Below are 17,098 nucleotides of genomic sequence, written 5' to 3' on the forward strand. Positions count from 1 at the left end.
GAGATGAAAAATGACAAAAACAAAATTTGAAAAAGTACTCCTCATCGTAAATCCAAAAGCTGGACAAGGCGACTTACATACAAATTTAACGAAAATCGTACCACCTCTTGCCGCAGCTTTTCCTGACTTACATATCCTTCATACGAAAAAACAAGGTGATGCAACAAAATATTGCCAAGAGTTTGCTAGTAAAGTAGATTTAATTATCGTCTTTGGTGGTGACGGAACAGTATTTGAATGCACAAACGGCTTAGCACCTCTTGAAACTAGACCTACACTTGCAATCATTCCAGGCGGAACTTGCAATGACTTCTCTCGCACACTAGGCGTTCCGCAAAACATTGCAGAAGCAGCAAAACTTATCACAAAAGAACACGTAAAACCAGTTGATGTTGCAAAAGCAAATGGACAACATTTTTTAAACTTCTGGGGCATTGGACTCGTATCTGAAGTATCAAACAATATCGATGCAGAAGAAAAAGCAAAGCTTGGTAAAATCGGTTACTATTTAAGCACAATTCGAACTGTAAAAAATGCTGAAACATTCCCAGTTAAAATCACTTATGACGGACAAGTATATGAAGACGAAGCTGTTCTTGTCATGGTTGGAAACGGTGAATATCTTGGTGGTATTCCATCCTTTATTCCGAACGTAAAATGTGATGACGGAACACTTGATATTTTCGTAGTCAAATCAACAGGTATTCAAGCATTTAAAGATTACATCGGAAAGAAACTATTTGAAGACTCAAATGAAAATGACATCTTCCACGTAAAAGCGAAATCCATTCATATCGAAACAGAGGAAGAAAAAGAAGTTGATACAGATGGAGAAAGCTCGCTTCATACACCTTGTCAAATTGAATTATTGCAAGGACACTTTACGATGATTTATAATCCTGCGGTTGTGTAATAAAAAAAACGAGTGCTAGCACTCGTTTTTTCTCTTCTAATCTAGTTATATTGTTGAATCATTTCTTGTATTTCTTTCACTCTCTCTAAAGTAATTCCATTTCTTTGTTCGATCGCTAAAGAATGCTCGGTTGGCTCTAATTCAATATACGGTGCCGTTCCAACTTCTCTTATATGTACATTTGTTTTTAAATTTAATGTTTCTGGATAAAATGGTATTTCTACAGATAACCAACCAAAATAAGGATCACTATTTTCTCGGCCTCTCTCATCCCACTTTTCTAATACTTCATCATAACTTTCTTTACTAAGTGATACCCACACAGTCCATATGAAATTTTCGTGGTAATCAATGATAGGAATCTCTAAACAACCTCTAATAAAGTAATATTCATCATCCATTACGCAAAGTTCTGACGTTAAATAGAAGCGTTCCTCTCTTTCATGGGGCGCTACCTCGTAATAATAATATGGTGCTTCACTTCGGTAGCATAAAACAAGTGTAAAACGACTCATTTGTACTTTTTCTCCAGATTTTCTTCTTCTTTTCATTTATTATTCTTTCTCCCATCTTTTTCAGTCACAATCAAACTCCACCCAATTTTCCCAGTTCGTATTAGCATCCTTATTTACAATTTCACTAGAGTATACCATAGACATACTTACCTTTCATTTTCTAATAATATTACTAAAAAATAGTAGAATGACTAGTTTGCATACTCTAGTTCTTTTTATGTACAATGAAGGAAAGAAGCACCTTCATGTAAGGGAGAGGACAAACTTTGTTCAACCAACAGTTAGTTAATTTACGCATTGATTTTGCATTTAAACAATTGTTTGGTACGAATGGTAGCGAAGATATTCTAATTGCATTTTTAAATGCTATGTTACAAGAGTCTTTAGAGTCGCCCATTGCTTCTCTACAACTAGAAGATCCACATTTACACAGGGAATATGAAGAGGATAAGTTATCTATTTTAGACATTTCAGCGACATTAAACACAGGAACAAAAGTTAATGTAGAAATACAACTCAATAATAATCACGATATGGTTAAACGCAGTTTATATTATTGGGGAAGACTATACACATCTCAACTACAAAAAGGGATGCCCTACAGTGCACTTCACAAAACCATCACCATAAACTTACTAAACTTCGTAATGTTTTCGGAACACCCAGCCTTCCATACAACGAGCATATTATGGAATACACAACAACAAAAAATCCTGAGTGAAGACATAGAAATCCACATTATAGAAATTCCAAAGTTAACTGAACAATGGCATGAAGAAAAAGTAAATCCGTGGAAAGATCCATTTGTTCGTTGGCTTTTATTGCTTTCAGCAAATGAGGATGAGCACTTAACTAAACTATTGGAGGATATTGCTATGAACCAAGACCCTATTTTACAAAAAGCAATAAATAAATGGGAACGTATGAGTCAGGATTCTTCTTTCCGACAAGCCTATGACGCAAGGGAGAAAGTTTTAATGGATGAAGCAGCAAAATTCGCCCATGCAGAGACAGAAGGAATAAAAAGAGGAATGGAACAAGGAATTAAAAAAGGGCTTGAAAAAGGCATTGAAAAAGGCATTCAACAGGGGAAAATTCAAATGATTAAAAATATGTATGATCTTGGTATACCACTTGAAACGATTGCTAAGGCAAGTAAATTAAGTTTGCATGAGATTGAGCATATTTTAGGATATAAATAGTCATAAAACAAGAGCTTGAATAGTTTCAAGCTCTTGTTTTATCAACTCTCCTCAATATCATCCAATTGAGTCTTATAACATTCATCACACTTTGGCCTCATAGGAAGAATCCCTCTTTCATCAGGTAATAAAACCCTCAAAACTTCTCGATCCATCTCTACGAAAGACTTCATAATAATGGGATAGCCTTCAATTATATTCGTATACTCAATCCCTTTTTCAAACTTTTTTCCGCCCTTTATTTCTTCTATTATGGTACAAAAAACACTATGCGCGACTTCAGGATCCATATTTAATGCTATTTGTAAATCTTGATGATTAAAGTTATCTCTTAGACCATGCGTATGATAATTAGCATGGATGCCATCAATATCTTCTGCTAATATGCTATGCATGTACCATCCATACTCTTGTAGCATATTTTCTTCCCATTCATCTGCATCCTCTTCTAAATCTTCATCAAACAAATTCGGATCATACCACACATCTTCGTAATCTCCATCAATTAAAAATCTCCAACCAGGTGGTAACCCTAAATACTTCTTTATTTCAGGTGCCCATTCATCAATATGTTGAGCGTGTAAAGGAAGAAAGAAATCTTCTTCTGTCCCCATTTCTTCACCAGCCCAAATGTACCAACCTGTCGTTCCGTTTTCTATAAGCATTCGTAACCCATTAATCGGAACAATACCATCTTTCACATTTTGCGCTATTCCTAATTTCAAGTCATTCGGAGATTCTACATACTCTACTTTATATTTATCACATATACTCCTCTGTTCTTTTATGTATTTTTCCATCCTTTTAGCACACTCCCCAATTTTTGAAAGATAGATTTCTTTGCCGAAGCACTCTCTAACTTCCATACCCCACACGGATTATAAAATGGATCCTCTTGTTCATAACGATTATCTATATAATGAGATAAAAGATACACTGGAGCATCTTCTGTGAAACTAATTGTATCTCCATCTTTCAAATTAGGTTTTTCCAATATATTATGTAGGTTAAAATCATTTAATAAATCTACAGCTACTTCCGGATCTATTCCTCTGTCTAAAACAACGTCTGATAGATTAAATGCTTGCATTCCACATGAATAATAACCGTCCTCTTCATCTCCAACTAAAGTTACAAGGTGCGAATACATTGGGAATATTTCCTTATTCTCTGCAAGCTCTTCCTTTCTTAACTACTTACCTATATTTTACCATTAAGTAAAGATAATTTTATACTTATAATCCTATCTTATCCTTCATACTGGAAGAAACTTTCTTTACTTCTATTTACTCATCAATGTGATTCTTTTTTGTCTATATAAATAAAGAATACCTGTAACTATAAAAACAATCCCGCCAAAATACACACCATACTCTATCGCAACTGCTACAATTCTTTCAATATGTTGTCCAAATAAAGAACCTAGTACGAAATAAACGAGTGTCCAAACAAAGCCTGTCGTATAAGAATACAAAGCATACGCCTTAAATGACATGTTATTCATTCCAACTAAATACGGCACGATATGTCTTACAACTGGTATGAAATAGCTTGTAACTAACGCGTACTGTCCGTATTTATCAACCATTTCTTGTGATTTTATCAAATACTTCGCTTTTTTCTTTTTCATTAATTTATGGAGTACCTTCGTGCCAAATACCTTCCCTAATATATATCCTAAAGAAAGCCCTGATACAACACCTAAATATGTTAATACAAATGAAGGAACAACACTTAATATCCCTACTGAAGATACGAAACCACCGCTCATAACAATCATTTCATCTGGAATTGGCATACCGATAATACCTAACCATAAACAGAAAAATAATGCCCAATAACCGTACTGCTCGATATAGGATAATAATTCATGTAATTCCATTATGCATACGCTCTCCTTAGTTCTTTTTTGCAACTAAAGACGTAGGCTGGCGGAAAATTGAGCCATACTTTTTCTAGTGTAATTTCAGGAAAGAAATGCTCTATAAAGCCTTTTTTCACAAGTGAATATTGAAATGTAATGAATTCACCATTCTCATGTATCACTTCCATCGCATTGTTTAAAATGCGCTTTGAAACTTCTTCTGGTAAAGAAGTGAAAGGTAATCCTGATAAAATGTAATCAATGCATTTTATATTGAACTCTTCCATATACTTCTTTATATTTTCAGCTGAACCGTGTACAACTATGACGTTCTGCTCATCTTTAAACTTTCTCTTTAGCTTCTTGCAAAACACTTCATTAATTTCAATAAGAAGAAATATTGTTTCCTTCTTCTTTCTCTTCATAATTTCTTTCGTAAAGACTCCTGTACCAGGACCTAACTCTACAATGCATTTCGCTTTATTAAAATCAATTACATCTACCATTTTCTTTGCTAATATTTTTGAACTTGGCGCAATTGCACCAGTATGTTTCGGATGTTTAATAAATTCATGTAAGAATGTTATGAGTTGCATGTAACCTTCTCCCCATTCGTTCAATAGTTTTTAACTTGTTTCTAAGTATAACTATCATTTCTTAATAAAAATTGAGGAAGTTTCTTAAGATTTTATGAAGAATAAAAAAACAGCTATCCCTATTACGATAGCTGTCCCTTTATTACTTCGCACTCACGATCTTATAATAAGAACGAACTGTTAAGAAGTAATATCCAATATAAATAGCGCCGTATACTCCGATACTAATTAGAAGCGGAATCATAATTTCAAATGGTAGTATGTTCCCTAAACCTTTTAATGCAAACAAGCTGTGCAGGATTCCGATTACTAGTGGAATTGCAAAGATAAAGCTTACTTGTTTTGCAATAGCTTTTTTCATTTCTTGTTTTGTAACCCCGACTTTATGAAGGACAATGTAACGATCACGGTCAGCACTTGCTTCTGTAAGCTGCTTAAAGTAAATGATTGATCCTGTCGCTAATAGGAAGACTAAACCTAAGAATAGTCCGATGAACATCATTAGTCCAGTTGCTTCCAGTCCCATATGGAAACCAGTATAGAAGTCTCTAAATGGTGGTGCCATTTCTGATACACCAGTTGGCATCACTTTTGCTAATTTTTCCGTTAACACTTTACTGTTTCTTTCATCTTTTACATCAATATTTTTTACAATACGTGTTCCAAATGCTTGTTTCGCTTGTTCATACATTTCATCGGAAACGACAACAACTAGTTCACCTAAGTTTGTAATTGCATTATCATTTGCGGCTTGAATCGTTAATTTCTTCGTTTCATTTCCAATTTGGAATACTACTTTATTCCCTTTATATTGAGGGCTAAACTCATGCCCTTCAATATACGAACTATCATATATAATTGCTTCACCAGCAGTTACATTCACTGTTTCTGCCTCAATTTTTTTAGCAAGCTTGTTAAATTCAGATTGAGACATAAATTGATATTTCTCTGAAATCGTGTAATTCATATTAAGAATGAAATCAACTTTCTCTCCTTCAAACTTCCCTTTTACAGGAACTGTCTCAATTTCAACTTGATCTTTGATCGGATGATCTTTCTTCTCTTCTGCAAAAATCGCATTTACTTTCTTATCAAGCTCTGCATCTTTCTTCTCGTAAGAATAACTGTATGGCATAGCTGCTTTTGATTGTGTAAATGTGTTGTAATACATCGTAACTGACGTACCAACCGCTGTTAATGTTACCGCACTTAAAATAGAAATTGTCGCAAGTGACTTTGCATTTCCTTTAATACGATATAGTAGCTGTGACGTCGTTACCATATTCATACCGTTATAAAACGATGATTTATTATTTCTTGCACGTTTCAATACGAATACTGTAAAGAACATAAATAGTAAGTACGTACCTAATACTGTCGCCAGTAAAATATAAAGTGCAACTGCCATAAAGTCTGCATATTTAACGGCCTTCATGAACATTAATGCTAAGAAATAACCTGAACCAATTAAGACAACTGAAATTAATGCCATAATAACAGATCCTTTTGGCATTGCTTCTCCTTCACGTTCTGCGCGGAAAAGTTCAATTAACTTAAAGCGATAAATTAAACGATATCCTTGGAGTGATGTATATAAAATAATCACAAAGAAAATAATTGCTGTATCAATAATTGCTGCCATTGGTACTTCAAAATGAACGTTTAAATTTAATCCCATCATATTTACTAATAACTCAAGGAATAATTTTGAAAGGACACTACCGATTGCAATCCCGATTACTAATGACATTAATCCCATTAACATATTTTCATAAAAGAGCATTTTACCAATTTGTCTTTTTCGAATACCTAATAAAGAATATAGCCCAACTTCTTTTTTACGTTTACGTGTAAAGAATCCGTTCGAATATATAATGAACACTGCTACGAAAATGATAAGCATCACACTGGAAACTTGAAATGCACCACTAATCTTTTTAGAAGCTTCTGCTGCTTTTTCCATTTGTGAATTATATTGTAGTGCTTTAAATGTAAAGTAAATTACAATACTAAATATCATTGATGCAAAATATACAAAGTAGTCTTTAAAGTTCCGCTGTATGTTGCGGAGGGCAATGCTAGATAAGGTCATCAGCCATACCTCCAGAAATAGAAGACATTACGTCAACGACTTTTTGGAAGAACTGTTTACGCGTTGATTCACCGCGGTGCAATTCTTTATATAGTTCACCATCTTTAATGAAAATAACTCGTTTACAATAACTCGCCGCAAATGCATCATGCGTTACCATTAAAATTGTTGAGTTATCATATTCATTTAATGACTTCATACTTTCAAGTAAATCTGTTGCAGATTTAGAATCAAGCGCTCCAGTTGGCTCGTCTCCGAAAATCATACTTGGATTCGTAACGATTGCACGTGATGCTGCACAACGTTGCTTCTGTCCACCCGACACTTGATATGGGAACTGACTTAAAATATGATCAATACCGAATTTCTTTGAGATTTCAAGAACGCGGCGATCAATCTCACTCGCTTTCACCTTTGATAACGCAAGTGGTAAAGCGATATTCTCTTTCACTGTTAACGTATCTAATAAATTATAATCTTGGAAAATGAAACCTAAATGATCGCGGCGGAATAACGCTAACTTATCATCATTCATCTTCACAATATCTTTTCCATCAATTAAAATTTCACCGTTCGTCGCATTATCAATTGTAGAAAGAACATTTAGTAAAGTCGTCTTACCAGAACCAGAAGGTCCCATAATTCCAACAAATTCACCTTCTTTTACTTGTAAGTTAATACCTTTTAACGCTGCAAATTTATTACCACCCGTGTCATACACTTTTTCGATATTTTTTGCTTCTAACACTGTTTTCATCTCGACATCCCTCATTTCTTCTATTCTCTATTTTCAACTATATACACTCTCTACTCTTGCCACTATCGATGTTTCTTACACAAACATGACAGTTATGTAAGGCACATAAGTAAAGACATCAAAAAGTTAACATAATGAATTAAAGTACTTTGCTACTATAACATTGGGATATCATACCATCCATTCATTCTCCTTACAGGAACATTACAATTTTGTAAGGTAAAAAATGTACCTACAAAGTTGTGCACGAAATGTCGGATGGGGTTATTTCGTTCCTGTTATTCTATGTACAGAGGAGGTCATAATATGGATTCACTTAAAAATATGAATGCTGCAATGCACTATATTGAAGGTAACCTTACGAATGAAATTGATTTTAAAGAAGTTGCGAGGCTAGCTCTCTGTTCTGAGTATCACTTTAAAAGAATGTTTTCGTTTTTAGCAGGCATATCACTATCTGATTATATTCGCTGTAGACGTCTTACTCTCGCTGCCTTTGAACTAAAAAACAGCAATGTAAAAGTCATTGATGTCGCTATAAAATATGGCTACAACTCACCAGATTCATTCGCTCGTGCATTTCAAAACTTGCACGGTATAACACCTTCAGAGGTCCGAAATAGTAGCCATTCTTTGAAGGCTTATTCACCAATGACCTTCCAGTTATCCATTCAAGGAGGAAATGAAATGAATTATCGAATTGAAGAAAAAGAGCCATTTCGAATTATAGGTATTACAAAACGAGTACCAATCGTTTTCAATGGTGTAAATGAAGAAATCGCTTCTATGTGGAAGAGTTTAAACCCAGACTCCATTCAAACATTAAAGTCCCTTTCAAACATTGAACCTACTGGAATTATTAGTGCCTCTACTAATTTTTCTGAAGGGAGAATGGAGGAAAAAGGAGAACTTGATCACTATATTGGAGTAGCCACAACGAAAGATTGTCCAGAGCAATTCGCGCAACTTGAAGTCGCAGCTTCAACATGGGCTATATTTGAAGCTGTCGGTCCATTTCCTGATGCATTACAAAATGTGTGGGGACGTATTTATTCTGAATGGTTCCCTTCTTCGAACTATGAACTAGCGGAAGGACCGGAGATATTGTGGAATGAAAGTAAAGACGTATCCTCTCCGAATTTCAGAAGTGAAATATGGGTACCTGTTTTAAAAAAGTAATATAAGAGTCTAACCTTTTCAAAATAAAGAAGCTACTTTTCCTTTTTAAAGGAAAAGTAGCTCCTTTATTTTATACTTCTTCTCGACTCGTTCTTATACAAGAAAATAGTAATAATCGTAAGCACTATAATAACTACAAAAGTAAATACTCTGTAGTTCGAGATAGTAGCAGTACCAATTAATAAGGCAGGTATAACCGCCACAATTAAGCCACCAAACATACCAACAAACGATCCTATACTTTGTTTTACTACTTGAGTTTCTGATACCCAATCATAATAACCAAATCGATTATTAATGAAAATCCCCCATACTGCTGAAAATAATGAATATATTATCGGTGTTATTACGATGAAAAAAGAACTCCAAACATCTAGCTTTAACCCGATTATCAGTAATACAGCACTAATAAGTGATGCAGGTATACTCAATGAAAGATTCATAAGAATTTTACTATCATAAATCATCTTTGGCGCTATAGGCAATGATTTAATAATCCATACATTTTTTCCTTCTAAAGACAATGACACACATGTTGTACATGTCATCGAAATCGCTGCTGCAATAGCAAATGGAGCAATCTTTTGCAACAGGGGCTCAATTCCAGGATACGCTATTAATTGGCTTGGTCCTACTACAACTATGGCTAGCGAGAAAGCTAGCGCCATCACGACTCCCATTCCACTATTTATGACATACACTGTAGAAGAGAAGAAACGTGTCAGCTCTTTTTTATACAATGCGACCAATACACTCTCTTTTTTCATGCTATTAATCTCATAATTTGAAAGCATATGATAAGTGGTGATCCCTGTGTTTATTTGCTTATATTTTAACGAAAGTATTTTTACAAAAAGATAATACCAAATCACTGATATCCCCACAAATAAGATGAAAGCTACCATATCAGCATTAACAATTGCTTTTTGAAACATGTTAGCTAATGGATACACTTTAGTTAATTGCTCCGAAACAATTGCACCAATTCCGTTCATATCATTAAGGCTATATTGAGCATTTCCGTTTTTTAGCATAAAGGAACCGAATGTAATAATTACTATAAAACTTAAAATCGTAGTTATTTTATTCGTATTTTTAAATTTAGAAGCGATTGCCGTAATCGAAGCTCCAAAGATTGCTGCGATTGTTGTTGGGATTAAAGATGCGATAAACATACTGATGAACCACATAAAGTAAAAAGAAACTGATGGATTTTCATGTATACAATACACAACTCCCATTGGTAGCATGATTATGATTGAAAAGATTGTATTCAGCAAGTATAAATACAAAAATCTACTTGCAATAACAGTACTTACGCGAATCGGCAATGACATTAAAAAGTCGTAATCCTTAAAAGCAAAAATTTCTCCATTTGCCTTAAATATAGTGAAAAACAACGTTAATACACTGCTAATAACTAGTGCATAGACGGGAATAATTTCACTCATTCCTAGTTTTACCAACCCATATGCCGAAGCTCCGCAATATAACATTAACATGACACCAACTAGAGCAATAGATGCTGTCAGCAAAATCTTATTCTGCTTCTTTTTCTTATCTTTTTCGTATTTAAAGGTGTTTAAACCGAGCTGCGTTATCAACCGAATTTTCAAAAGACCTAAACTATTAGTATTCATTAGCAAGCTCCTTCATAAAGAGCTCTTCCAATGAGCCTTCCTTTATTAAAGAATTTACTTCTCCTGAAAGTGCTAATTTCCCTCTATTAATCATCGCTACTTTATTACATAACTTCTCAGCTACATCTAAAACGTGCGTAGAAAAGAAAATCGCACTTCCTTTTTCACAAAGCTCTTTCATAATACCTTTCAATACTACTGCTGCCTTTGGATCAAGACCAACGAAAGGTTCATCTAAAACTAATAATTTCGGTTTATGTAAAACCGCCGATATAATCGCTACTTTTTGTTTCATGCCGTGTGAATAAGAAGATATTAAATCCCCTAAGTACGGTGTAATCTCAAAAGCATCCCCATACTTCTGTATCTGTTCTTCCCGATCCCTCGCAGGCACTTTAAACACATCCGCAACAAAGTTCAAATATTGAATTCCTGTTAATTGCTCATATAAATCTGGATTATCAGGAATATACGCCATTACTCTCTTACATGCAATCGGATCCTTTTTTACTGAATGTCCATCAACAAAAATTTCACCCTCTTCAAAATCTATAACTCCTACTAACGACTTAATTGTTGTACTTTTCCCCGCACCGTTATGTCCAATAAATCCAAAGATATCCCCTGCTTTAACAGTAATATTCAAATGATCAACTGCTTTCTTACCGTCTTTATATGTCTTGCTAAAATTTATAATTTCTAGCATGTAAATCCCTCCAAATCACCTTTTCGATTGAATTTTCAGACCTTAAAACGAAAAATTTACTCAGTGAGCTTTTCATTATTCCCACTGAGTATTAAAATCTCTTAACACATAGAAACTATAAATATAAAATTTGACTAATATAACTCACATTTGTATTTCTTTTTTATACAAAACGTAAGAATATAAATTCGTTATAATGACAGCAACTACTATAATCCCAAGCATTATATAAGTTCTCCAATAAGCCGGAGCGAAAACACTTATAATCATAATAACTCCTAACGCCACAAATACTTTTCCGCTAAACCGATGTGTTTTCCGCCATACTTCTTCATTACTTAACGTCCATGGATTACGCATCCCGACAAAAAAGTTTGGCTTACACTGTGGTAAATAATTACCCATTACTAAAAATAAAACACCAACTAATAATTCAGGCACCCGATTAATGAATAAGTTATATCCTAATCCACTTGTAATAATATCTATATTTCCTACAAATAGTAGCAATAGTACCCCATTATTCATCATCATAAAGGCTTTAGAAAATTTCTCGTAATTTGCTTTCCTTGGATCAATCTTTGGTATCACATTTAGAAATATATATAATGCAATCATAATTCCGACCATAGAAATCATTCCGTAAAATTTAGACGAATATCCATCTACCTTACCGCCGCTCCAATGCGTTGCAATTGTATCCGGCAAATGCGGCCAAGCAAACGCCCAAGCTAAACAAGTTATAACAATTAATAAGATTGCAAAAAGATGTTTTTTCATTTCCCCTCTTCCCCCTTATTCGTAAATGTAAACACCCAAGTCAACAAATCTTGAAAGACCGTTGTGTTTAAAGAGTACACAACGAATTGCCCTTTCTTTTCATCTTGAATAAGTTCAGCACTTTTAAGTGCGCTTAAGTGGTGTGAAATACTTGGTTTTGTCATATTGAAATGTTCAGCAATCTCACCTGCGGTTAGATCGCCTTCTTTTAATAAATCTAAAATTTTTCGCCTTGTTGGATCTGCTAATGCTTTGAATGCTTGATTCAATGTCTTTCTTCCCCTCATTAATTAGACATTTAGATATTTATCTAAATGTTAAAATGATTTTAGTTAATTGTCAATTATCTATACGCCCCTTTTTATTTTGTACCCTACGCCAATTACTCTATATTGAATAAAATCTAAAGAGTACGCAGGTTAAAAAGGAAAGCAGCTCTTCTGCTTCTTTTCTTAATAATACTTTTTCTGGAACTTCTACAACAGGATCATCACTTAGTTGTTGTTTTTCAAATAAGCGCATCCTCTTCCATATGTGTTTTCTCCATTGACTAATCTGTTTGTAAACAATTCCATTCAACCAAAATAGAAACGGTCTAGATTGATCATATGTTGAAATAGATTTCCAAAGTTGAAAGTAGATTTCATTTACGATTTCATTTGTATCATGCCGATTTTTAACTATAGCAAAGACGGTTTCATAGATTCTCTGACTTGTTAAGTTAAATATAAATTCAAAAGCCTCCTCATCACCTTTTAATAAGCGTTCTATCCAGGTATGTATACCTTCATTACTTGCCAAGTAGTGCCCCCTCCTTAACGATGTTCTCACTATATATTGGACGGTAAGCAAAATAAAGTTCCAAATTTCATAAAAAAATATAATACTTTTATCCATTCATATATTTAAAAGGAAAATATATTGAATTATTCCTATAATACTTTTTACTTTTCTCATTTTTAACCTATACTGTTTACTAGCTTATCTTTCAACATAATGAAAAGACTTGAAACACATGATACACTATAGCTACAATTGTTTTTTTGAGGAGGAATATACATATGTATAAAATTTTAATCGTTGAAGACGATCCAAATATTTCATCATTACTACAATCTCACATTCAAAAATACGGCTATGAAGCTGTTGTTGCAGAGAATTTCGATGATATTATGGAATCGTTTAACGCAGTGAAACCACATCTTGTTTTACTTGATGTAAACTTACCGAAATTCGATGGGTTCTACTGGTGCCGCCAAATTCGTCATGAATCTACTTGTCCTATTATTTTCATTTCAGCTCGTGCAGGTGAGATGGAACAAATTATGGCGATTGAAAGCGGTGCGGATGATTACATTACAAAGCCGTTCCACTACGATGTTGTAATGGCGAAAATTAAAGGACAATTACGCCGTATTTACGGTGATTATGCACCAAATATTTCTGAACGTATCGTTGAAGTAGAAGGTTTAAAACTATTCCCTGAACGTCCAGAAATTCATTTTGGATCTGAACAAGTTCTTTTAACGAAGAAAGAGGCAATTTTAGCAGAAATGTTATTATCTAAATTCCCTCGTACAGCGAGCCGTGAAGATTTATTAGCTGCGCTTTGGGATGACGAAAGTTTTGTTGAGGAAAATACATTAAACGTAAACATTACGCGTCTTCGTAAAAAGTTTAATGAACTTGGTATTGAGAATTCTATTGAAACAGTACGTGGACTTGGGTATCGTTTTAACGCAACTTGGAGTGAATAAGCATGAAGCTATTTTTACGTGATCATTTTGCATTTTTCCTACTGTACGTATTAAACTTCGGTATCATCTTCGTTCTTTATGATGCAGTAGATGGATTTCAAAACAATAAATTTTACTTCGTCGTTTTAAGTTTATACTTATTTATTTGTTTCCTCGCTTATCGTTACGTTCGCAATCGTAGAATGTACCATAGATTAAGTGAGCAACCAGAAAAGATGGAAGATGCGTTTATTGAAAGAGCGACTGCTCCGATGCCTCACGGTGTCAATGAACTCGTGCGTACGCAGTACCGCCTCTTCCAAAAAGAACTACAATCGTATGAAGTAAAACAACAAGAACATCAATTATTTATTAATCATTGGGTACATCAAATGAAGACACCTGTATCCGTTATGCAGCTTATGGTGCTCGAAATGGAAGATGAGCATTTGATTCCGAAATTCAAAAAAGAATTAGAACGATTAAATCAAGGACTCGATATGGCTTTATATATGGCAAGGCTAAATAACTTCCATGAAGATTTCCATGTTGAGACAATTTCATTAAAAGATACAGTAACAAAAAATATTAACGGATTAAAAGAACTATTCATTCGTAATGGTGTCTTCCCTGTTTTAGAAGTCCATTCGGATTTAAAAGTTGCTTCTGATGCGAAATGGCTAAAATTTATCATCTATCAGTTAATGACAAACGCTGTTCGTTACTCTGGGGAACGCGGAAAGAAAGTTTTCTTATCTGCTTACCGAAACGGAAAAGATATTATTTTAGAAGTTCGTGATGAAGGTGTGGGTATTCCACAAGAAGATATTCGAAGAGTATTTGAACCGTTTTACACTGGGAAAAACGGTCGTGCATTCGGAGAATCTACTGGTATGGGACTTTATATTGTAAGTAAAATTTGTGATTACTTAGGTCACTCTGTCAAACTAGATTCTGAAGTTGGTAAAGGAACGACGATTAAAATCATCTTCCACAACGCTGCAAATAATCAAGCAGAACATACGGAGAAGGTGACCGAAGCATGATCGTAACATATGTAAGCGAAATGTATGAGAACTCACTCTCATACATTTTTTGCAATACAACTACTTCTATATCTTCTAGCCGGAGGTATAATTTATGACATTTTGGCAATTTGCATTTAAAAATGTAACGCGTAATTCAAGAGCTTATTTTGCTTACTTTGTAAGTGGTTCCTTTTCCATTGCTGTTTTCTTTTCGTTTGCTGTTTACTTATTCCATCCGAAATTACAAAACTTTGACATGACCTCTGAAATTTCAGGATTAATGATATTTTCAGAAGTAGTAATTGTATTTTTCTCTTTCTTCTTTTTACTATATTCCATTGGTACTTTTTTAAAAGTTAGAAAAAAACAATTTGGTATTTTGACCATTTTAGGAATATCGAGAAAACAATTACATCGTCTTGTTTTTATGGAGAATATGTTAATCGGGGTTTTATCTATCTTTTTCGGCATGCAGTTTGGAGTTGTTTTTTCTCAATTTTTCTTATTAGTAACAGCCAAACTTACGCATATTCCAGGAATATATTTATACGGTCCTACTAAAGCGTTTATTTTAACAACTATTGTTTTCCTTAGTCTTTTTATCACTGTATCTGCATTCACACCAATGCTTATTCGTACAAAAAAAGCGGTACACCTTTTAAAAACAAATGGTGGAAAACAAAAAGAAAGAAAACCATCCATACTTGTTTCATTATTTGGTGCGATTTGTTTATTTGGTGGTTATGCGTTAGCTGGAAATCCTAAATATTTTGTATCAGTAAGCCCGCAAATCGGTGTTATATATATGGTTTCAAGTATTTTCGTTATCCCAACGCTTGTTACAGTCGGAACATATTTCTTCTTTTCACAAATTAGTTTCTTACTTATTTATATTTTAAAGAAAAAAAGGAAGTTTTATATGAAACGGATTAATATGCTTTGGATTTCGGATTTAGCGAGCCGTATTCGAACGAATATTAATATGCTTTTTATTGTAGCGATGCTATCTACTATCGCTTTCACAATGATTACGTTTCTATATGGATTCGGAAAATTTATTAAGCTAGAGGTTAATAGAACTTCTCCTTTCCCAATTTCTTATTTTTCTTATGATGCGAACCCTTTTGTTACAGAGCATTTAAATTGGCTTGAGCAACAATTACAAAAAGAGCATTTCCCTTATCAAAAAATAAAAGCTGATATATATGAAACACCACTAAAAGAAGATAAAGATATAGCTATTTATAATGACGTATACGCAATTAAGCAAAGTGACTATAACAAACTTGCAGATTCTTTACGAATGAAACAACTATTTATGGATGATAACGAAGCATATGTGCTAACAGGGACATCTTATATCACCATATTCAATGAATTTGAGCAAAGCTACAAAAGAGATTACATTACACTCTCTAGTACAAATACGAAATTACGAGTAAAAGGCTATGAGCATGTAAACGCAATCCCATCTGACTTTTCATATCAAACGATAGTGTTGCCTGATATTATCGTAAATAACTTACCTAACACCGTAAAACATATATCAGCATACAATTACAAAATTCAAAACTGGGAACAGACATATGAAATTGCTGATAATTTTATAGAAAAAGTGCAAAAAGATCGAAATAAATTCCAGTATGAAGGGCCTCTTATTCGTTCCTTTGAATCAGCAGGATCGTTATACAAAATAACATCAGGCAGTGCGGCATTCTTCCTAATCGGGACATTTTTAGGAGTTATTTTCTTCATTGGCGCTGGTAGCGTTCTTTACTTTAGAATGTATACAGACTTAACGAACGAACATGAGAAATATATAACGATTTCTAAAATTGGTGTAACAGATACAGAGATGAAACGATCTTCAACCATTCAACTTAGTATTTTATTTTTCGTTCCGTACATTATGGCATCCATTCATACAATGTTTGCAACGAAAATGCTACAAGATGTAATTGGTCTATCTTTGTTCAAAGAAGTTTCAGCCGTTCTTATTATTTTTGGATTCGTTGAAATTATCTTTTTCTTCTTCATTCGTTCACTTTATATGCAAAAATTATCACAGTATACGAATGGTTAACATATTA

General features: G+C 33.9%; 17 protein-coding genes and 1 pseudogene. 6 read left to right on the forward strand and 12 right to left on the reverse strand.

The window, feature by feature from the left end:
* Positions 1-10 precede the first annotated feature (10 nt).
* Entirely contained in the window at positions 11-913 is a 903-nt protein-coding gene (locus BAQ53_RS22875; protein WP_000167907.1) for a diacylglycerol/lipid kinase family protein, read from the forward strand.
* Positions 914-954: 41 nt separating this feature from the next.
* Here the strand turns inward: BAQ53_RS22875 and BAQ53_RS22880 are convergent, their stop codons facing one another.
* Entirely contained in the window at positions 955-1,464 is a 510-nt protein-coding gene (locus BAQ53_RS22880) for a DUF2199 domain-containing protein (RefSeq protein WP_208906270.1), read from the reverse strand.
* A gap of 230 nt (positions 1,465-1,694) precedes the next feature.
* Between BAQ53_RS22880 and BAQ53_RS22885 the strand changes: the two genes are divergently transcribed.
* Entirely contained in the window at positions 1,695-2,630 is a 936-nt protein-coding gene (locus BAQ53_RS22885) for an Rpn family recombination-promoting nuclease/putative transposase (RefSeq protein ID WP_151522807.1), read from the forward strand.
* Between the two features lie 41 nt (positions 2,631-2,671).
* Here the strand turns inward: BAQ53_RS22885 and BAQ53_RS22890 are convergent, their stop codons facing one another.
* The 6 genes and pseudogenes from BAQ53_RS22890 to BAQ53_RS22915 all read right to left on the reverse strand — a co-directional run bounded on the left by BAQ53_RS22890 (position 2,672) and on the right by BAQ53_RS22915 (position 7,939).
* Positions 2,672-3,430: a DUF4262 domain-containing protein gene (locus BAQ53_RS22890; RefSeq protein ID WP_208906271.1), complete on the reverse strand. Its 759-nt coding sequence runs from the start codon at positions 3,428-3,430 to the stop codon at positions 2,672-2,674.
* Positions 3,415-3,813 (reverse strand): annotated as a pseudogene (locus BAQ53_RS22895) (DUF4261 domain-containing protein); the annotation flags it as partial. The pseudogene BAQ53_RS22895 and the gene BAQ53_RS22890, both read right to left, overlap by 16 nt.
* Before the next feature lie 99 nt (positions 3,814-3,912).
* On the reverse strand, positions 3,913-4,512 hold the full coding sequence (locus tag BAQ53_RS22900; protein ID WP_000418939.1) for a DedA family protein: 600 nt from the start codon (positions 4,510-4,512) through the stop codon (positions 3,913-3,915).
* Positions 4,512-5,090 (reverse strand): class I SAM-dependent methyltransferase, encoded by a 579-nt coding sequence (locus tag BAQ53_RS22905; RefSeq protein ID WP_089148182.1) that lies wholly within the window; start codon positions 5,088-5,090, stop codon positions 4,512-4,514. The genes BAQ53_RS22900 and BAQ53_RS22905 overlap by 1 nt, the downstream gene beginning before the upstream one ends.
* Positions 5,091-5,232: 142 nt before the next feature.
* The gene (locus BAQ53_RS22910; protein WP_000176158.1) at positions 5,233-7,182 is read right to left on the reverse strand and encodes an ABC transporter permease; all 1,950 of its coding nucleotides are present in this window, start codon (positions 7,180-7,182) and stop codon (positions 5,233-5,235) included.
* The gene (locus tag BAQ53_RS22915; RefSeq protein WP_000859656.1) at positions 7,169-7,939 is read right to left on the reverse strand and encodes an ABC transporter ATP-binding protein; all 771 of its coding nucleotides are present in this window, start codon (positions 7,937-7,939) and stop codon (positions 7,169-7,171) included. The genes BAQ53_RS22910 and BAQ53_RS22915 overlap by 14 nt, the downstream gene beginning before the upstream one ends.
* A 306-nt stretch (positions 7,940-8,245) precedes the next feature.
* Here BAQ53_RS22915 and BAQ53_RS22920 point away from each other — a divergent pair, with 306 nt between their 5' ends.
* The gene (locus tag BAQ53_RS22920; RefSeq protein ID WP_000377679.1) at positions 8,246-9,118 is read left to right on the forward strand and encodes an AraC family transcriptional regulator; all 873 of its coding nucleotides are present in this window, start codon (positions 8,246-8,248) and stop codon (positions 9,116-9,118) included.
* A gap of 65 nt (positions 9,119-9,183) precedes the next feature.
* Here the strand turns inward: BAQ53_RS22920 and BAQ53_RS22925 are convergent, their stop codons facing one another.
* The 5 genes from BAQ53_RS22925 to BAQ53_RS22945 form a co-directional block, all read right to left on the reverse strand.
* Complete coding sequence (locus tag BAQ53_RS22925) at positions 9,184-10,758, reverse strand: hypothetical protein (RefSeq protein ID WP_001095682.1); 1,575 nt, start codon at positions 10,756-10,758, stop codon at positions 9,184-9,186.
* On the reverse strand, positions 10,748-11,464 hold the full coding sequence (locus tag BAQ53_RS22930) for an ABC transporter ATP-binding protein (RefSeq protein ID WP_000889756.1): 717 nt from the start codon (positions 11,462-11,464) through the stop codon (positions 10,748-10,750). Before BAQ53_RS22930 ends, BAQ53_RS22925 begins: the two co-directional genes overlap by 11 nt.
* A 144-nt stretch (positions 11,465-11,608) precedes the next feature.
* Positions 11,609-12,244, reverse strand: a complete 636-nt coding sequence (locus BAQ53_RS22935) for an SdpI family protein (RefSeq protein ID WP_000716348.1) — start codon at positions 12,242-12,244, stop codon at positions 11,609-11,611.
* Complete coding sequence (locus BAQ53_RS22940; protein WP_001070535.1) at positions 12,241-12,513, reverse strand: autorepressor SdpR family transcription factor; 273 nt, start codon at positions 12,511-12,513, stop codon at positions 12,241-12,243. The genes BAQ53_RS22935 and BAQ53_RS22940 overlap by 4 nt, the downstream gene beginning before the upstream one ends.
* 118 nt (positions 12,514-12,631) lie before the next feature.
* Positions 12,632-13,045 carry a sigma factor gene (locus BAQ53_RS22945; RefSeq protein ID WP_208906272.1) on the reverse strand — a complete coding sequence of 138 codons (414 nt, stop codon included), beginning with the start codon at positions 13,043-13,045 and terminating at the stop codon, positions 12,632-12,634.
* A 260-nt stretch (positions 13,046-13,305) separates the two neighbouring features.
* Here BAQ53_RS22945 and BAQ53_RS22950 point away from each other — a divergent pair, with 260 nt between their 5' ends.
* The 3 genes from BAQ53_RS22950 to BAQ53_RS22960 all read left to right on the forward strand — a co-directional run bounded on the left by BAQ53_RS22950 (position 13,306) and on the right by BAQ53_RS22960 (position 17,091).
* The gene (locus BAQ53_RS22950; protein ID WP_000276738.1) at positions 13,306-14,001 is read left to right on the forward strand and encodes a response regulator transcription factor; all 696 of its coding nucleotides are present in this window, start codon (positions 13,306-13,308) and stop codon (positions 13,999-14,001) included.
* A 2-nt stretch (positions 14,002-14,003) separates the two neighbouring features.
* Positions 14,004-15,026, forward strand: coding sequence for a sensor histidine kinase (locus BAQ53_RS22955; protein WP_000765341.1), 1,023 nt, complete (start codon positions 14,004-14,006; stop codon positions 15,024-15,026).
* 94 nt (positions 15,027-15,120) lie between these two features.
* Positions 15,121-17,091, forward strand: coding sequence for an FtsX-like permease family protein (locus BAQ53_RS22960; RefSeq protein ID WP_000145029.1), 1,971 nt, complete (start codon positions 15,121-15,123; stop codon positions 17,089-17,091).
* Positions 17,092-17,098 lie beyond the last annotated feature (7 nt).

It is taken from the genome of Bacillus sp. B25(2016b) (genome assembly GCF_001679765.1).
Classification (GTDB): Bacteria; Bacillota; Bacilli; order Bacillales; family Bacillaceae_G; genus Bacillus_A; species Bacillus_A thuringiensis_K.